The following is a 14,599-nucleotide window of genomic DNA, read 5'->3' on the forward strand; positions in this document are numbered from 1 at the left end:
GCGTGGCACGGTGCCGCGAATTCAGATCAATTTGCCGGGAAACTGGCTGTCCGGGTCCTGCATTGCAAGGCGCTGGCGATCCATGAAGTCGCGCAGCGTGTCGATGCCGCGCAGTTGCAGGATCGTGTTGCGCACGGCTGCTTCGACCAGAACCGCGAGGTTGCGGCCGGCCGCCACCTGAATCGTGACTTTGCTGATCGGCAAACCGAGGACGTCGACCGTTTGGCTCTCCAGCGGCAGCCTCTGGAACTCACCGTCGGGACGGCGCACCAGTTGCACGATCAGTTTCAGCTTCATTTTGCGGCGCACTGCGGTTTCACCGAAGATTGTCTTGATGTCGAGCAGGCCGAGACCACGCACTTCGAGCAGGTTTTGCAGCAGCGGCGGACAGCGCCCTTCGACAAAATCCGGCCCGAGGCGCACGAAATCTACCGCGTCATCGGCAACGAGGCCGTGGCCGCGGCTGATCAGTTCCAGCCCGAGTTCGCTCTTGCCGAGGCCGGAATCGCCGGTGAGCAGCACGCCCATGCCGAGAATGTCGAGAAACACGCCGTGCAGCGTGGCGCGCGGCGCGAGAATGCGCGACATGTAGAGACGCAGGCTGTCGATCACCGCGGCAGCGGACATTGGCGTGGTGAAGAGCGGCGTGGATGAGCGCGTGCAGCGCAGCACCAGTTCCGGCGGAGCGGCGACACCGCCCGCCACCACCAGAAACGGCGGCTCCAACGCGATCAGCTCGGCCATGTGGCGCGAGCGGTCTTCGTCGGTTTGGCGCTTGTAGTAGTCGATTTCGGCGTCGCCGAGTACCTGGATCCGGTTTGGGTGGATCAGGTTCAAGTGACCGACGAGGTCGGCGCTCGACGTGGCATTGGCGACGGATTCCGAAGAAAAGCCGCGCTCCCAGCCTTCATGCCCCGTCAGCCAGCTCAACTTCAGCATGGCGGCGTTGTCGTCGAAAATGCTTTGGGCGTTGATGCTGGACGTATCCATGAGTCAGTGACTCCAGTGTGGGCCGCTTGCCGGACGAAGAGGTGGCCGCGCTAACGCGGACCGTTTGCCTTGCCAGGCTGTACCCGCGCACAGGCGGGTAACTGGTCGAATAACCGGCGTGCGGATAACCGCCGATGCATCAAGGTTGCCACTGAGTGAGCAGGCGATGCAATGATTCGCGGTCTTCTTCCGTATGCAGACGCTCGCGGGCCTCGCGATCGGACAGCAACTGGGCGATTTCCGAAAGGATTTCGAGGTGCTGCTGGGTGGCCTGCTCGGGAACGAGCAGGAAGATCAGCAGCGAGACCGGCTGGCCGTCGGGCGATTCGAAGGGGATAGGTTCGGCGAGGCGGACGAACGCGGCGAGCGGTTGCTTCAAGCCTTTGATCCGGCCATGCGGAATCGCGACGCCTTCGCCGAGCCCCGTCGATCCGAGGCGCTCACGCGCAAACAGATTGTCAGTGACCGTGCTACGGGCGATGCCGTTCTGGTTCTCGAAGATCAGGCCCGCTTGCTCGAATACGCGCTTCTTGCTGGTGACCGATAGTCCGACGACGACGTTCTCGAGGGGAAGAAATTTGGCTAAACGATTCATGTTGACAGGCGAAAACGTGGCCTGGGTTCTCCTCGCTGGGGCGTTTGAGTGGTGTTCCATTCGTTTGATGCTCGCGGCGACGTGCGTTGGAGCCCGAAAGCGCAGGACTCCGGCCGACCGATTTCCGTTTGAGCTAACTTGACCCCGATGGTAACCGGAACATTATAGAACAGGGTAGCAACGGATGGTGCGGCGCGCCATCTATGCATCATGGGTTTCTTTGCGGGATTGATCCGATCTGCGCGGCTGCGCGAGAAAGGCGGCCTGAAACGAAAAACCGCCCGGTCTCGGGCGGTTTGGCTGGTTACACACAAACAAGGAAAAACGAAGGAAAGTAAAGAACCCTTCTAATGTTCCTTATTGCGGCGGCACGTCCAGTAGCGGCGCCGGCTGGTACTTGATCGCATCGTGCTGATGGCCTTGCAGGCGATCCTTGTGGCGTATCACTTGTCGGTCAAGCTTGTCGATCATCAGATCGATCGCAGCGTAGAGATCGCTGTCACAGCTCTCGACAAAGATATCTTTGCCCTTGAGATGCAGGTTGATTTCAACCTTTTGACGCTTTTCCTTTTCCTTGTGGTTGTCGACCGAGAGGACCACACTGCCGTCGATTACCTGATCGAAATGTCTTAGCACCCTATCCAGTTTGGTGATCACGTATTCGCGCAACGCAGGCGTTACTTCGAGGTGGTGTCCACTGATCTGCAGATTCATAGTGCTTCTCCAAGCTAGAGGCCGCTTGTTCCGCACGATGACGAAGGTCCGGTCGATCTGTCGGCTTGCCTGAGTCGCCCCCCGGTGACTGACTTCTGGCAGGTCGCATCGGCCGGCCTGTCCGCCAACTGCGGAGCGGCCGGTAAATGCCCGTCGCGGGAGGCGGCGGGCTACAGAGACTTGCGCAGGTTGACTGCCGGAATCTTGAGCGCTTCGCGATACTTCGCAACGGTACGCCGTGCGACCACGAAGCCCTGTTCCGCCAGCAGTTCGGCTATGCGGCTGTCTGAAAGAGGAGATTTCGGGTTTTCCGCTCCTATCAGTTGCTTGATGAGCGCGCGAATGGCCGTTGAAGAGGCCGCGCCGCCCGTGTCAGTCGAAACGTGTGATCCGAAGAAGTACTTAAATTCAAGCGTCCCGAATGGGGTCAGCATGTATTTACCGGTTGTCACACGGGAGACCGTTGACTCGTGTAGGCCCAGCGTATCAGCAATTTCTCGCAAAACCAAGGGGCGCATGGCAATTTCGCCGTGCACAAAAAAACTCTTTTGACGCTCGACAATGGCCTGTGCGACCCGGAGGATGGTCTCGAAACGTTGCTGGATATTTTTGATCAGCCAGCGCGCTTCCTGCAGTTGCTGGCGCAACGATCCGCTGCCTGGATCGCCCCGGTTATTGCGCAGAATATTTGCGTACAGGTGGTTGATGCGCAGCTTCGGCACCACTTCCGGATTGAGTTCCGCCTGCCAGCCCTGTGCCGTTTTGCGCACCATGATGTCCGGCACGACATAGTCCGCTTCCGCCTTGCCGTAAGCGGCGCCGGGAAACGGCTCGAGCGAGCGGATCAGAATATGGGCATCCCGCAAATCGTCGTCGTTCGCCTTCAGATGCTTGCGCAGGCGTGTGAAGTCGCGTGCCGCGAGCAGTTCCAGATGGTGGGCGACGATGTCGAGCGCAAGCGTGCGCGTAGGCGATTGTTCGAGCCGCAGCAATTGCAACTTGAGACATTCCGACGCGGAGCGCGCGCCGACCCCAGCAGGGTCGAAGCTGTGCAGCAGCGCAAGCGCGGCGTTCATTTCGTCGAGATCGACTTCGAGCTCTTCAGGCAGGTCGGCCAACACTTCGTCGAGCGTGGCGGCAAGATAGCCGTCGTCGTCGAGCGATTCGATCAGGAAGGTGATCAGCGCGCGGTCGCGCTGGCTCGCCTGGGTGACGCGAAGTTGCGCCATCAGGTGGTCGCGCAGCGAGGTGCTCGATTCGTGGATTTGCAGCGGCGGCAGATCGTCGTCGTCCGAGGCATTGCCGGAGCGGCCGTAGTCGCCGAGATCCCATTGCGATGCGTCACCGTTGTTGTCGCTCGCAAGGCCGTTGTATTCGTCGACACCTTGCGGCTCGCCGTTCTCGGCGCGCTCGCTGCTGCTGGTGGACGACGACGTATTGCCGCCCATCTGATCAGGCGGTGCCGAGGAATTGGGTGACTGTGCGATCAGCGAACCGTCGGCCGCCACGCGCAGGGGGCTCGCGATCCAGTCGTCCTCGTTCTCGAGGAGCGGATTCTGCGAGATCGCCATTGCGACTTCCTGCTGCAGTTCGAGCGTGGACAGCTGAAGCAGCCGGATGGACTGCTGCAGTTGCGGGGTCAGCGCAAGATGCTGCGATAGGCGGAGTTGGAGGCTGGCTTTCATGGCAAGTTGAGATTCATTGTAGAGAGTTTGCCACGACCGCGATACATTGCGACATTCGCAATTACGCGTGCGCCCGTTTTCGGCGGCGCTGGGCGCCGGACGGCCCAGGTCAAAAATGCTGATGTGCAGGTGCCGCAAAAGGGCCGGCGAACGCGCGTTCGCACCGCCGGCAATCCCTTGGGCACTTACATGCGGAAGTGTTCGCCCAGATAGACGCGCCGCACGCTTTCGTTTTCGATGATGTCGCTCGGCGCACCGGCGGCCAGCACGCTGCCGTCGCTGATGATGTAGGCGTGATCGCAGATGCCGAGGGTTTCGCGCACGTTGTGGTCGGTGATCAGTACGCCGATATTGCGCTGCTTCAGAAATTTGACGATCTTCTGGATTTCCAGCACCGCGATCGGATCGACGCCCGCGAACGGTTCGTCGAGCAGAATGAAGCTCGGATTGGTGGCCAGCGCACGTGCAATTTCAACCCGCCGACGCTCGCCGCCCGACAGCGACAGCGCTGGATTCTCACGCAGGTGGGCGATCTGCAGTTCGTCGAGCAAGGCTTCGGTGCGGCTCGTGATGGTGTCTTTGGTCAGCCGCTTGCCGTTGTCTTCGTGCTGCAACTCCAGCACCGCGCGAATGTTTTCCTCGACAGTGAGCTTGCGGAACACCGACGCTTCCTGCGGCAGATACGACAAACCCAGCGACGCGCGCTTGTGAATCGGCAGCAAGCTGATCGACTTGCCGTCCAGATCGATTTCACCTGCATCGAGCGGCACGAGGCCGACGATCATGTAGAACGAGGTGGTCTTGCCGGCGCCGTTGGGGCCAAGCAGGCCGACCACTTCACCGCTTTTCACGTCGAGCGAGACGTCTTTGACGACCGTGCGCGTGCCGTAGCGTTTCTTCAGATTGCGGACCACCAGTGAACTGCTGGTGCCGGCCGGTTTGCGATTGGGGAGGGACGCGGAGGAACTCACTGGTTCGGTGCTCCCTGGATCGTGGCGGATGGCGCGAGCGTGGCCGATGCGCCGTTCAGCGGCGCGGCGCCGCCATTGCGCGGCGCCAGCATTGCGCGTACGCGGCCAGTCGGGTTGCCCGGGCCGGCGACGTCCTTGCCTGCCTTCGCGGTGTAGAAGTCGCTCTGGCCGTCATACGTAATGACGCTGCCGTGCACCTGGTCCATTACCGTCGAAAGGCCTTGCAGGCGCTTCACGGTGGCGTTGGTGGTAAGCGTGGTCAGATCCTGCTTGCCGTCGTAGTCGATGCGAATCGCCGTGCCTTCGATGTATTCATCGAGGCCTTCGCGCTTCTGGCGGAAATACGACAGATTGCCGCCGCTCGACGTGCCGGTCGCGTATTGATAGCCCTGCGGGTCTTGCGTCACTTCGACTCGATCGGCCTTGATCACGATCGTGCCTTTGGTGGCGACCACGTGGCCGGTGAAGATGTTGACCTGCTTGAGGTCGTCGTACGTCATGTTGTCCGCTTCGACGTTCAGCGGCTTGTCCTTGTCGGCGCGGTCGGCGTGCGCCAGCGGCGCAAAGCCGGCGAGCGGCAATGCGACGATTAGCGCAGCGAGTCCGGCGCGGCACGCGGACAGGGTGCGCGTGCGGCCGGTATCAAAACGGGGGAACGATTCGTTCATGCAGTCACGCCTGGAATGGATTACCCGGGTTGCTTGGGCGAGCTGGCGGAGCCATCGGACGCGGCAATCGCGCCCTTCACATTGCCGAACAGCTGAATTACCCGGGTGACGTTGTTGTAGTTCATGCCGCTGGCAGTCATCACAGACATGCCGCGCTGAAGTTTAACCGGCTTTTCGGTCTCGATCACATCGTCGTTGACCAGCACCCTAAAATGCTGCGAATCCGCTTGCATCTGCGGATCGCCGTTGCCGGCGGCCCGCACGATGCGCGCGTTGTCGTACAAGTTGACGATCGAGGCGTCGCCGTTGACCGTGCCGGTATCGCCGGTCGCGGTGACGATCGGCTTGCCCGGCTGGAACGCGCGCATAGCCGGCTTGACCAGATCGCTCAGCTCGTCGTCTTCGTAGTGGATCAGGCTGGTAGCGGTCAGGCGGTATTGTGTCGAGCCCGATTGATCGAGTTCGGAAACCGAAAAGTTGTCCGCGAAGTAGTCGGGCGTGTGCTCCTTGGGGCGCACCACGCTTTCGTTCTGCCGCGGCAGCGTGGCTTGCAGCAGCCACCATGTAATACCGGCGAGCGCCGCCATCGCGACGACCGGAATCAGTGAGGTCCAGCGAAACCGATTCATCCGACGAGGCCTCGCTGTTCGCCGCTACAGGCTGCCGCGAGCAGCGCCTCATATTTGTGCTGCGCGCGCAGCAGGGTGTCGCAGACTTCGCGCGCGGCGCCGTGGCCGCCGCGCGCCTCGCTGACCCAGTGGGCGCGCGCGATCACTTCAGGATGCGAATTGGCCGGTGCCGCTGCGAAACCGACCTTCAGCATCACGCCGAGATCGACCCAGTCGTCGCCCATATAGCCGCATTCTTCCGCTGTCAGGCCGGTTTGCTTGAGCAGGTCGGCGAACGCCTGGGGTTTGTCTTGTACCCCCTGATAGACGTGGGTGATGTTCATTTCCTTCGCCCGCGCCGCGACGATGCCCGACTTGCGCCCGGTGATGATCGCCGTTTCGATGCCGGCCTGGCGCAGCAGTTTCATGCCGTGCCCGTCCATCGAGTGGAATGCCTTCATCGTGTCGCCTTCCGCCGTAAACAGCAGGCCACCGTCGGTCAGCACGCCGTCGACGTCGAAAATCATCAGCTTGACGCGGCTTGCGCGTTCAGTGGCGGTAAGGGGGGCGACAGCCATCAGATCACCTTCTTCGAGAACAGGTCGTGCATGTTGAGTGCGCCGATCAGCTTGCCTGCTTCGTCGACGACCAGCATCTGATTGATGCGGTGGCGCTCCATCAGTTCCACGGCTTCGACAGCAAGTTGATCCGGACCGATAGTGCGCGGGCCGGCGGTCATCACCGAGGCAATCGACAGTTCGCGGAAATCGCCGTCGCGTTCGAGCACGCGGCGCAAGTCGCCGTCGGTGAAGATGCCGGTCACGTGTTCGTTGTGATCGACGATCGCCGTCATGCCCATGCGCTTGGCGGTCAACTGGAACAGCGCGTCGCGCACGGTCGCGTCAGGCGTTACCTTCGGCACCTGGTCGCCGGTGCGCATGACGTCGCGAACATAAGTGAGCAAACGCCGGCCGAGCGCGCCACCCGGATGCGAGCGGGCGAAGTCGTCCCGGCCGAAGCCGCGCGCGTCCAGCACCGCGACCGCGAGCGCATCGCCGAGCGCGAGCGCGGCGGTGGTGCTGGCGGTCGGCGCAAGATTCATCGGGCAGGCTTCTTTCGACACACCGGAATTCAGATGCACGTCGGCCAGTTGTGCGAGACTCGACGATGGACGGCCCGTCATCGCAATCAGCTTCGCGCCGATCCGCTTGATGAGCGGCAGGATCGCCACGAGTTCTTCAGTTTCGCCGGAATTGGACAGCGCGAGGAACACGTCGTCTGCCGTGACCATGCCGAGGTCGCCATGACTGGCTTCCGCCGGGTGAACGAAGAACGCCGGTGTGCCGGTGCTGGCAAGCGTGGCCGCCAGCTTGCGGGCCACGTGGCCGGATTTGCCGATGCCGGAAACGACGACGCGTCCACGGCAACCCAGGATGAAGTCGACCGCCCCGACGAAGCCATCGTCGAGTTGATCGCGAAGCGCGCGCACGGCGTCCGCTTCGATGTCGAGCACGTCACGAGCGAGCGCGAGTGCCCGGTCGCCATTGATTTTCGCTATCATTCGCGGAGTATAGCAAAGGCGCTTGTTCGCCGCGCCGGGCCTGATGTGCCAAGCCGCTGCCTTTATTGCTGTTTTTAACGGCCCCACAACCTTGTCGCACGGCGGTTAGCGTGCGTGGTTCCGCTGACGAACGAGGACGCTTTACCGATGCGTTTTTGCCGATGATTTCCCCGCTCGAAATGACGCTATTCCTGCTGCTGGCATCGGTGGCGGGCGTGGTGCTCTTTCGCTTTCTGAATCTTCCCCCGATGCTGGGCTATCTGACGGTCGGCATCGTGGTCGGGCCGCACGCGCTCGGTTTGATTCCCGACTCGGTGGGCGCACAGAACCTCGCCGAATTCGGCGTCGTGTTCCTGATGTTCTCGATCGGGCTGGAGTTTTCGCTTTCCAAATTGCGCTCGATGCGCCGGCTTGTGTTCGGCCTCGGCCTGTTGCAGGTGATCGGCACCATTGCCGTGGCGGTCTCGCTCGGCTTCGTGCTGGAGCGCTGGGTGCACATCACGTGGCAGGCGAGCGTGGCGCTGGGCGGCGCGCTGGCCATGTCGTCAACGGCGATCGTCAGCAAGATGCTGGCGGAGCGGCTCGAGATCGAAACCGAGCACGGCCGCAATATCTTCGGCGTGCTGCTGTTCCAGGACCTGGCGGTGGTGCCGCTCTTGATCGTCATTGCAGCGCTGGGCGGTAATTCGGAAAATATTGTCAGCGCGCTCGGCGTGGCCGCGATCAAGATCGTCGTGGCGTTGGCCCTATTGTTAATAGTGGGGCAGCGCTTCATGACGCGCTGGTTCAACGTGGTCGCGCGCCGCCGCTCGCAGGAACTGTTCATCCTTAATCTGTTGCTGGTGACGCTCGGCGCGGCGTTCATCACGGACAAGTTCGGCCTGTCGCTCGCGCTCGGCGCGTTCATCGCCGGCATGTTGATCGCCGAAACGCCTTACCGGCATCAGGTGGAAGAGGACATCAAGCCGTTTCGCGATGTGCTGTTGGGGCTCTTCTTCGTCACGACCGGCATGCTGCTGAATCCGCGTGTGATCTGGGAACATCCGTTTATTGTGCTCGGCTTCCTGATCGGGCCGATTTTGCTGAAGGCGGTGATGGTAACCGGGCTCTCGCGCCTGTTCGGTGCGTCGCCGGGTGTCGCGATGCGCACGGGTATCGGCCTCGCGCAAGCCGGCGAGTTCGGCTTCGTGCTGCTGAATCTGATTCTCGACAAGCATCTGGTCGACGCCACTTTGTTGCAGGCGATTCTCGCGGCGATGCTGCTATCGATGCTGGCCGCGCCGTTCCTGATCCAGAACGCGGACCGTATCGTGCTGCGTCTGTCGTCGACTGAATGGATGATGCAGTCCTTGCAGATGACGCGTATCGCGACGCAGAGCCTGAAGCAAAGCGGCCACGTGATCATTTGCGGCTATGGCCGGGCCGGGCAGAATCTGGCGCGCATGCTGGAGCATGAAGGTTTGTCGTACGTCGCGTTGGACCTGGACCCCGATCGCGTGCAGGCCGCGGCGGCTGCGGGTGAGTCCGTGGTATTCGGCGATGCGGGGCGGCGCGAATCGTTGCTTGCCGCCGGTATCCATCGCGCCGCAACGATCGCGATTACCTACGCGAACACGCCGTCGGCATTGCGCGTCTTACACAATATTCACGAACTGGCACCCACGTTGCCGGTGATCGTTCGCACCGTCGATGACGCCGATCTGGAAAAGCTGCTGGCCGCCGGCGCGACCGAGGTGATTCCCGAAATCGTCGAAGGCAGCCTGATGCTGGCCTCGCATACGCTGGTGCTGATGGGCGTGCCGATGCGGCGCGTGGTGCGGCGGGTCGAGGAAATGCGCGATGAGCGCTACGCGCTGTTGCGCGGCTATTTCCATGGTGCGGACGACGTGGAAGACGACGACCGTCACGAACAGGTGCGGCTACAATCGGTGCCGGTCGACGAAAACTCGGACGCGGTGGGCCGAACGCTGGCGGAGCTGGGCCTGTTCGAACTGGGCGTCGAGGTGACGGCGATTCGCCGGCACGGCATTCGCGGCGTCGAGCCGGACCCGTCCACCAAGCTGCGCGCGAGCGACATCGTAGTGCTGCGAGGCCTGCCCGAACAGTTAGCCGAAGCCGAAGAACTGCTCTCGAAGCATCGCCGCGCGGGCGCTACCGCGGCCTAGCGCGTACGGTCGGCTTGACGTGGCTTCGTGTCGTCGGGCCTGGCCGGCTGTACCTGATTTAGCCTTTCATCGGACCCGTCGAGGTCCATCCGGAGACATCATGTCCAACGCGCTCGCGAGCGCGCCGCTCGATGCGGCCGATTACATCAAAAGCCACATCCGCACGGTGCCCGACTGGCCGTTGCCGGGCGTGCAGTTTCGCGACATCACGCCGCTCCTGCAGGAGCCGAAGTCGCTGCGCGTGCTGATCGATCTGTTCGTCCAGCGCTACATCGACGCGAAGCTCGACTACGTCGCCGGGCTGGATGCGCGTGGTTTCATCATCGGGCCGATTCTGGCTTACGAGCTGAACCTGGGCTTCATTCCTATCCGCAAGCAGGGCAAGTTGCCGTATAAGCGAGTCGCGCAATCCTACGAGCTCGAATACGGCACCGCGACCGTCGAGATTCACGAGGACGCCTGCAAGCCGGGCGATCGCGTTGTGATCATCGACGATCTGATCGCCACCGGCGGCACGATGATGGCCGGCAAGATTCTGCTGGAGCGGCTCGGTGCGGAGGTGATCGAAGGTGCCGCAATTATCGATCTGCCTGAACTTGGCGGCTCGGCCCTGCTGCGCAAAGCGGGCTTGCCGCTCTATACGGTGACTGAATTCGGCGGCCATTGATCGCTGTATGCGAACTTCTTCCTGCACACAAGGACGGTAAGAAAAGATGCCCAACTTCCTGTTGTTCCTCGCTACTTCGATCGCCATCACGATGGCGCCAGGCCCCGACAATCTGCAAGTGCTCGCACGCGGCATCTCGCAAGGCCGCGCGGCCGGCCTCGTCGCCGCGCTCGGCTTTGCGGCCGGCATTACATTCCATACCACGTTGGCCGCGCTTGGCGTGGCTGCATTGCTGCGTTCGTCGCCGGTTGCGTTTGAAGTGATCAAGCTGGCCGGCGCCGCTTATCTGGTCTGGATCGGCATCAAGGCGCTGCGCAGCCAGGGCCTCGCCACCGCGCACGAGCGTGCGCCGCAACCGTTGATGGCGGTGTTTCGCCAGAGCATCCTCGGCAATCTGCTGAATCCGAAGGTGACGTTGTTCTTCGTCGTGTTCCTGCCGCAATTCGTGCAGCCGCACGGCTCGCAAAGCGTCACGGTGCAGATGCTCGAACTCGGCGTGTTGTTCATGTTGCAGACCGTGGTGGTGTTTTCGTTGTTCGGCGTGTGCGCGGGAATGATCGGCGGCTGGCTGAAGCGTCGGCCGCGCGTGGGCGTGTGGCTCGATCGGCTCGCGGGCGCGACGTTCATCGCGATTGGGATTCGCGTTGCCTTGCGTGATTGACAGAGAGACCGCTTGAGCGGCTGACTAAGCGACTAAGCAAGCGCCGACAACCGGGGGCGCCAGAAGACCAGTTTGGAGCTTTAAATGACTTTGCCTTGCATCACCGCCGCGCGCCGCTTCGACGTAGACGCGCATCTGCCGTTCTGGATCGATGCCGAGCAGGTCGGCTGGATTCGCTCGACCGATGTGCCGTCGCTCGTGCGCTGGCCCGATGTGTTTGAGATCGATGGCACGCGCGTGACACTCGCGCCTGCGTTCAACACCGTCGATCTGCGCAGCGCGGCGCTCGGTTCGGTGATCGGCGCGCTTGCCGCCGAGGGCCGTATTCCTGGCTGGCGCAACGAGACTTACGCGATCCGCAATGCGTTCGATGCGCCGCCGCTCGCCTATATCGAACGCGCGGCGTCGCGCTTCTTCGGCACGATGACCTACGCGGTGCATCTGAACGGCGTCGTAGAATACGCGGATGGCGCGCCGCAGTTGTGGATCGCGCGCCGCAGCGACACCAAGGCGACCGACCCGGGCATGCTCGACAATGTCGTGGCAGGCGGGATCGGCTGGGGCTTCGGCATTGAGGCGACAATCATCAAGGAGTGCTGGGAAGAAGCCGGCATTCCCGAGGAGATCGCCGCGCGTGCCACGGCCGGCCGCACCGCGCATGTGCTGCAATCCTTGCCGGAAGGCACGCAGGCCGAACAGATTTTCATCTACGACCTCGCGCTGCCGGGCGATTTCGCGCCGCGCAATCAGGACGGCGAAGTGGGCGAGCACCGGCTCGCGCGCATCGACGAAGTGGCGCGTTGGATAGAAGAGGGCGCGATGACTGTGGATGCGAGTCTCGCCACGCTGGATTGCCTGCTGCGCCGCCACTGGATCGACGAAGACGCGTGTCCGGGCATCGAGACGCTGTTCGCGCCGCCGGCGCTTGCATAAGCGCTAGTCAGGCGCCGGTGCGACGAACAAGCCGGGTCATGCCGTAGCGCGCTGCATCGAGCAGGACACACCGAACAAACCACGCACTGAAGAAGGGAGTCACCCAGGTCATGTCGACCGATCACAGCTTTATCCTCAAACTGTCGTGCGCCGACCGGCCCGGCATCGTCCACGCGGTTTCGGGCTTTCTGTTCGAGCGTGGCAGCAATATTCTCGACTCCGCGCAGTTCGGCGACAGCCGCACCGGCGAGTTCTTCATGCGCGTGCATTTCCAGCAGGTGGGCGGCGACCCGGGTCTGGACGCGTTGCGTACGTCGTTCGCGACGCTTGCTGAGCAGTTCGGCATGCGCTGGGAATTGCACGACGCGTCGGTGAAGCCGCGCGTCATCATCATGGTGTCGAAGATCGGCCATTGTCTGAACGACCTGCTGTTCCGCTATCGCACGGGGCAATTGGGTATCGAGATTCCGGCGATCATCTCGAACCACAAGGAGTTCTATCAACTCGCGGCCAGCTACGACATTCCGTTCCATCACTTCCCGCTGATGGGCGGCACGCCCGACGCGAAGGCCGCGCAGGAAGCGCGTGTGCTCGAAGTGATCGACGAGCATCAAGCCGATCTGGTGGTGCTCGCGCGCTACATGCAGATTCTGTCGCCGCAACTGTGCGAATCCCTCGCCGGCCGCGCGATCAATATCCACCACTCGTTCCTGCCGAGCTTCAAGGGCGCGAAGCCTTATTACCAGGCGTTCGACCGCGGCGTGAAGCTGATCGGCGCAACCGCCCACTACGTGACGACGGATCTCGACGAAGGTCCGATCATCGAGCAGGAAGTGGAGCGTGTCGATCACAGCATGACGCCGGAGCAACTGACTGCGATCGGCCGTGACGTTGAATGCGTGACGCTCGCGCGTGCGGTGAAGTGGCATGTCGAGCATCGCGTCGTGTTGAACGGCAGCAAGACGGTGGTGTTTCGCTAAGCCGTAGTTGATGCGCTTGCGGCGGGGGCGGCCAAACCAAGGCAGCATGGCCCCGCTGCAAGCCTGCACCGAATGAGTCCGGTGAGCTCTCGTCAGATCAGGACCGCAGCGCGGTCCTGCCCGTATCCTGTGCGTGCCGTGTGTTTTGTGTCGAACGGCGCCGTGCATTCAGTTTCTTTAGCCAGATCAGCAGTCCCGTCGCGCTCAGCACAGCGACTGCAATCCCCAGCGCACTAATCAGAATCCGCCCGCCGAGACCGAGGATGCGTCCCGAGTGTAGCGGGAATTGCACCTGCATGAAGATGTCGCCCGCCGTGCCCTTGCCGGGAATCTGCGCGCCGAGTAGCTTGCCGGTAGCCGCGTCCCAATACATCCACGGATTGCCGAGACCGATATCGCCGTGATCGTTGCCGGTTGCGTAGAAGCCGACGCCGTAGGCGTGCAGGAATTCCGCGTAGTAGATGCCGCCCGGCGGCACCTTCAGGTTCTGCGCCTTACCGGCTTGCTCGGCCAGTTGCACGATGCGCTCGCGGCTCAGTACCTGGTCGCCAGGCTCGGGCTTGCGCAGGATTTCGGGGTTGTTGACCGGATTCGGCGTGAGCGTCGAGAACAGCGACACGATGGGCCGAACGACCGGCGCTGAGAGATTCATCGACACCGAAGTCAGCGCAACGATCACTAGCAAGCCCCAGACCCACACGCCGCCCGAGCGGTGCAGATCGAAGGTGAGCGCATAGCCGCCGCGCCCAAGGCGAAACGCAAACGACTTGCGCCATGCCTTGAAGCTCGGAAACGACAGCCATAGCGCGATGATGCTGTCGAACAGCCACACGATCCCGACGATGCCCATCAGCCACGTGCCGATATCGACACCACCGGTGAACGGCAATTGCAACGTGTAGTGCAGCTTGTAGATGAACGGAATCAGATTGAGCCGCGCAAGCGACACGGCGCCCCATTCGCGCCGCCCCTCTACGTCGCCGGTGCCGGGGTCGACGGCGATCTGATTGAAGTCGAGCGGGTAGGGCTGCTGCGTAGCGGGGTTGGTGCGCGGCAGCACCATCATCTGCAGCGTATGGCCGGGCTCAGCGGCGAGCGGCAGATACGTCACCTGCAGGCGCGGTTCGGCCGCTTCGACGCGACGTGCCAACTCGAGCCCCGACAGGGCCGGGCCAGCGGTGCGCGCTTTGAAGAACGACGGGTTCAGCGCTGCATCGAGTTCGTGATCCCACGCGATGATCGCACCGGTCAGGCCGGCGACAAACAGAAACAGCGCAATGGCGACGCCGAACCAGCGGTGCAGACGGACGAGCTGCCGCCTCATGCGTGAGCCGGCGGAAGGGAAAGAGAGGGGAAACGGCGAGTCACGGCCTTGCATTGTAAATGGGAATTGTTCGCATC

The 14,599-nt window shown here is 62.4% G+C and carries 15 protein-coding genes; 5 read left to right on the forward strand and 10 right to left on the reverse strand.

From position 1 onward, the window contains the following. Positions 1–21: 21 nt before the first annotated feature. The 9 genes from hprK to kdsD form a co-directional block, all read right to left on the reverse strand. Complete coding sequence (hprK, locus tag KHO31_RS19425) at positions 22–990, reverse strand: HPr(Ser) kinase/phosphatase (protein WP_012431656.1); 969 nt, start codon at positions 988–990, stop codon at positions 22–24. A gap of 139 nt (positions 991–1,129) precedes the next feature. Further along, positions 1,130–1,645 (reverse strand): PTS sugar transporter subunit IIA, encoded by a 516-nt coding sequence (locus tag KHO31_RS19430; protein ID WP_074285509.1) that lies wholly within the window; start codon positions 1,643–1,645, stop codon positions 1,130–1,132. Positions 1,646–1,942: 297 nt separating this feature from the next. Then, the gene (gene hpf, locus KHO31_RS19435; RefSeq protein ID WP_028199089.1) at positions 1,943–2,299 is read right to left on the reverse strand and encodes a ribosome hibernation-promoting factor, HPF/YfiA family; all 357 of its coding nucleotides are present in this window, start codon (positions 2,297–2,299) and stop codon (positions 1,943–1,945) included. A gap of 170 nt (positions 2,300–2,469) precedes the next feature. Beyond that, positions 2,470–3,984, reverse strand: a complete 1,515-nt coding sequence (locus KHO31_RS19440; RefSeq protein ID WP_201072332.1) for an RNA polymerase factor sigma-54 — start codon at positions 3,982–3,984, stop codon at positions 2,470–2,472. 185 nt (positions 3,985–4,169) lie between these two features. After that, positions 4,170–4,955, reverse strand: coding sequence for an LPS export ABC transporter ATP-binding protein (gene lptB / locus KHO31_RS19445; RefSeq protein WP_201072333.1), 786 nt, complete (start codon positions 4,953–4,955; stop codon positions 4,170–4,172). Further along, complete coding sequence (gene lptA / locus KHO31_RS19450; protein WP_201107879.1) at positions 4,952–5,623, reverse strand: lipopolysaccharide transport periplasmic protein LptA; 672 nt, start codon at positions 5,621–5,623, stop codon at positions 4,952–4,954. Before lptA ends, lptB begins: the two co-directional genes overlap by 4 nt. Positions 5,624–5,643: 20 nt before the next feature. Continuing rightward, positions 5,644–6,252, reverse strand: a complete 609-nt coding sequence (gene lptC / locus KHO31_RS19455) for an LPS export ABC transporter periplasmic protein LptC (RefSeq protein WP_201107878.1) — start codon at positions 6,250–6,252, stop codon at positions 5,644–5,646. After that, positions 6,249–6,809 carry a KdsC family phosphatase gene (locus tag KHO31_RS19460; protein ID WP_120302395.1) on the reverse strand — a complete coding sequence of 187 codons (561 nt, stop codon included), beginning with the start codon at positions 6,807–6,809 and terminating at the stop codon, positions 6,249–6,251. Before KHO31_RS19460 ends, lptC begins: the two co-directional genes overlap by 4 nt. Further along, positions 6,809–7,792, reverse strand: coding sequence for an arabinose 5-phosphate isomerase KdsD (gene kdsD, locus KHO31_RS19465; RefSeq protein WP_201072336.1), 984 nt, complete (start codon positions 7,790–7,792; stop codon positions 6,809–6,811). Before kdsD ends, KHO31_RS19460 begins: the two co-directional genes overlap by 1 nt. Before the next feature lie 161 nt (positions 7,793–7,953). Between kdsD and KHO31_RS19470 the strand changes: the two genes are divergently transcribed. From KHO31_RS19470 to purU, 5 genes are all read left to right on the forward strand, one after another. Beyond that, on the forward strand, positions 7,954–9,957 hold the full coding sequence (locus KHO31_RS19470) for a monovalent cation:proton antiporter family protein (RefSeq protein ID WP_201072446.1): 2,004 nt from the start codon (positions 7,954–7,956) through the stop codon (positions 9,955–9,957). Between the two features lie 100 nt (positions 9,958–10,057). Beyond that, on the forward strand, positions 10,058–10,624 hold the full coding sequence (locus tag KHO31_RS19475) for an adenine phosphoribosyltransferase (RefSeq protein ID WP_201072338.1): 567 nt from the start codon (positions 10,058–10,060) through the stop codon (positions 10,622–10,624). A 46-nt stretch (positions 10,625–10,670) separates the two neighbouring features. Then, on the forward strand, positions 10,671–11,285 hold the full coding sequence (locus tag KHO31_RS19480; protein ID WP_201122898.1) for a LysE family translocator: 615 nt from the start codon (positions 10,671–10,673) through the stop codon (positions 11,283–11,285). Positions 11,286–11,369: 84 nt separating this feature from the next. Beyond that, positions 11,370–12,218: an NUDIX hydrolase gene (locus KHO31_RS19485; protein ID WP_211623977.1), complete on the forward strand. Its 849-nt coding sequence runs from the start codon at positions 11,370–11,372 to the stop codon at positions 12,216–12,218. 110 nt (positions 12,219–12,328) lie between these two features. After that, positions 12,329–13,198 (forward strand): formyltetrahydrofolate deformylase, encoded by an 870-nt coding sequence (gene purU, locus KHO31_RS19490; protein WP_201072344.1) that lies wholly within the window; start codon positions 12,329–12,331, stop codon positions 13,196–13,198. A gap of 97 nt (positions 13,199–13,295) precedes the next feature. Here purU and KHO31_RS19495 read toward each other — a convergent pair whose 3' ends face one another. Beyond that, positions 13,296–14,522, reverse strand: coding sequence for a PepSY-associated TM helix domain-containing protein (locus KHO31_RS19495; RefSeq protein ID WP_211623979.1), 1,227 nt, complete (start codon positions 14,520–14,522; stop codon positions 13,296–13,298). Positions 14,523–14,599: the final 77 nt, after the last annotated feature.

It is taken from the genome of Paraburkholderia domus (assembly GCF_905220705.1).
Taxonomy (GTDB): Bacteria; Pseudomonadota; Gammaproteobacteria; order Burkholderiales; family Burkholderiaceae; genus Paraburkholderia; species Paraburkholderia domus.